This is a genomic window from Pseudoflavonifractor sp. 60, from assembly GCF_009911645.1.
Lineage (GTDB): Bacteria > Bacillota > Clostridia > Oscillospirales > Oscillospiraceae > Lawsonibacter.
In genome coordinates this window covers 1-2,443 of sequence record NZ_QWKI01000267.1, presented here as the reverse complement: position 1 = coordinate 2,443, position 2,443 = coordinate 1, and the positions used below count along the sequence as shown (strand labels likewise).

At 46.6% G+C, this 2,443-nt stretch carries 3 protein-coding genes; all 3 read left to right on the top strand.

Features of this window, described 5'->3' with window-relative positions; all coding sequences use genetic code 11:
• Positions 1 to 269: 269 nt before the first annotated feature.
• The 3 genes from D1646_RS21275 (at position 270) to D1646_RS21265 (ending at position 2,286) form a co-directional block, all read left to right on the top strand.
• A complete protein-coding gene (locus D1646_RS21275; protein WP_160638364.1) occupies positions 270 to 692 on the top strand; it encodes a MerR family transcriptional regulator in 423 nt (140 codons plus the stop codon).
• Positions 693 to 694: 2 nt separating this feature from the next.
• Complete coding sequence (locus tag D1646_RS21270; RefSeq protein ID WP_160638363.1) at positions 695 to 1,465, top strand: SDR family oxidoreductase; 771 nt, start codon at positions 695 to 697, stop codon at positions 1,463 to 1,465.
• Positions 1,466 to 1,887: 422 nt separating this feature from the next.
• Entirely contained in the window at positions 1,888 to 2,286 is a 399-nt protein-coding gene (locus tag D1646_RS21265; RefSeq protein WP_160638362.1) for a sigma factor-like helix-turn-helix DNA-binding protein, read from the top strand.
• The last annotated feature ends 157 nt before the right edge of the window (positions 2,287 to 2,443 follow it).

The following is a 2,443-nucleotide window of genomic DNA, read 5'->3' as shown; positions in this document are numbered from 1 at the left end:
GTTTCCTGCTGGTTTTCACTGTCGATTCCGTTATTAACGGCGATAAAGCGGACACCCTTCTGAGGGAAGAAAATTTCACTGATATGGACAAGACCACAAAATCATAATATGAAACGGACTGCTGACAATCCCGGCGCTTTGGTAGCGTCGGGATTTTTCTCTTTATTCACATTTAGTCCCTTCAAAAAATTTTGCCCTGATGGTATAATTTTATCTTGCTTTGAAGCGCACTTCATAGTTTATCCTGAATGATGAAAGGCGGATTTGAGATGTACTCAGCAAAAGAGGCGGCAAAAATGACAGGACTTACCACAGCAACCCTGCGTTACTATGAAAAGGAACAGCTACTTCCAGCGATTGAAAGAACAGAGCAGAAATATAGGCAATATTCTGATACGGATATTGAGTGGATAAAGATGGTGCAGTGCTTGCGCATAGCTAATGTGCCTATCCGGTCCATTCGTGAGTATATCCTATTGCTGACGCAGGGTGGAAAGACGATTTTACAACGCCGTTTCATGGTGCAAGAATACATTGACGATCTCCATAACCAAATGACAAATTTGCAAAGTGCTTTGGCATTGACAGAGAAGAAACTGGAATTTTATGACAAACTATTACAAACGCCAACAGCCCAAGATTTGACATATCTTGAAGAATGGGATTTATTCAAAAGCAAGGGAGAAAGTTAGAAATGGATACAGTCCTAATTACTGGAACTACCAGCGGAATTGGAAAAGCATTTGTCGAAAAATTTGCAAGCATGGGGAACAACATAATCCTTGTATCAAAAAATAGGGATCAACTCCAACATCAGCAAATTGACTTGCAAACACGTTATCAAGTTTTAGTCAAATACATTTCCTGTGATTTAGCAGAAGCCAATGCGGCAGATACAATTATGGAAAAAATCCGCAGTTGGGGTTTGTCTGTTGATGTTCTTATCAACAACGCTGGCTTCAATGAGGCGGGATGTTTTACAAATACTAATCTCGCAAAAGAACTTGATATGATACAAATTCATATCAGGGCATTGACTGCGTTGACGAAATTATTTTTGCCAGGGATGATAGAGCGCAGGCATGGACGTATTCTGAATGTCGGGTCTACTGGCTCATATATGCCATGCCCGAATGATGCGGTATATGCTGCCACAAAAGCCTATGTCCTATCTTTTTCTAACGGACTATATCAAGAATTGAAAGGAACCGGGGTAACAGTAACCTGCTTATGCCCAGGAGCAACACAGACCTTGTTTGCAGAAAAAGCAAATATCAATAACACTCTGCTTTTCAAACTGTTTGTGATGCAGCCAGAGGCTGTTGCCGCTATTGGCTACAACAATTTACAAAAGGGAAAGCGAGTGGTTACTGCTGGCCTTTATAATAAATTGCTCGTTCTTTCTGCTAAGTTGCTCCCCGTATCAATTATCAATCCAATAGCCCAATGGATGGTAAAAATGTAGGCAATGAATGGGAGCATTCTCATCTGCTAAATCAATATATTCTGTAACTGCCGCACGACGGCAAAAGAAAAAAAGCCGTCGTACAAGCAGGAGTATAATCACGCCCAGAGTGGCGGCTTTGAGAAATCAGAGCCGCCGCTTTTTTTCGTTTTGGCGGCAATTAGGAGGATGCCGCCATGCGATTACAAGTAGATAGGAGTTTATCAAAAAAAGCCTGACCATCGCAGCGGCGAACTCCACCCAGACTTGCGAAAATAGTCGTTTCCAGTCTGCCCATACAGTTACCCCTAGCGCTCGAATAGCCTTGTGCTGTTCGGGTGCTTTTGCTTTTTCCGAGGGCCACTCCATCCGGCCCCGATGTCGAGGCCCACCCCTCTTGTTCAGATTTCGCTTACCCCAAATCTGAACAGGAGGACAACACGATGGAGATCACCATCAAGAGATACAGCCGCAAGCTGACCTATGAGGACGCTGCCACCCTGGAGGAGTTCTGGGAGCTGGCCAAACGCACCGAGCGGAGCCTTGACCGGGAACAGCGGCGGCACTGGGACGGTCGCGAGTGTGACGAGTACATAATTGCCGCCCAGGGCGTTCTGCCCTACTGCGCCACCCCGGAGGAGTTGGTCTGCCAGCAGGAAACGCTGGATGAAATTTTGGCAGTGCTGGCCCTCTGTACGCCTACCCAGCGGGAGCGGTTTTTGCTCTATGCGCTGTATGATTTCAGCTATGCGGAGATTGGTCGGCGGTGCGGCTGCTCCAAGGCCGCAGTCCATGAGAGCATCGAGGGCGTTCGGAAAAAGTTTTTCAAATTTTTCCGCTGACCGCCCTGACGATCACCCCGGCATGATGGCTACCAGGTGAGGGGCAATTGCCCTATCACCGGGAGGGACAAGCTGCCCCGGCGGCTTGTCCCTCCTATGTCAAGGAGGCCAGAATGTCAGCGATAAATCAGCTTCGGCAAAAGTGCGTCCGTTTCCA

Excerpts from the sequence above, each read along its gene's own strand:
- D1646_RS21275 (WP_160638364.1), top strand. The coding sequence starts at position 270 with ATGTACTCAGCAAAAGAGGCGGCAAAAATGACAGGACTTACCACAGCA.
- D1646_RS21270 (WP_160638363.1), top strand. The coding sequence starts at position 695 with ATGGATACAGTCCTAATTACTGGAACTACCAGCGGAATTGGAAAAGCA.
- D1646_RS21265 (WP_160638362.1), top strand. The coding sequence starts at position 1,888 with ATGGAGATCACCATCAAGAGATACAGCCGCAAGCTGACCTATGAGGAC.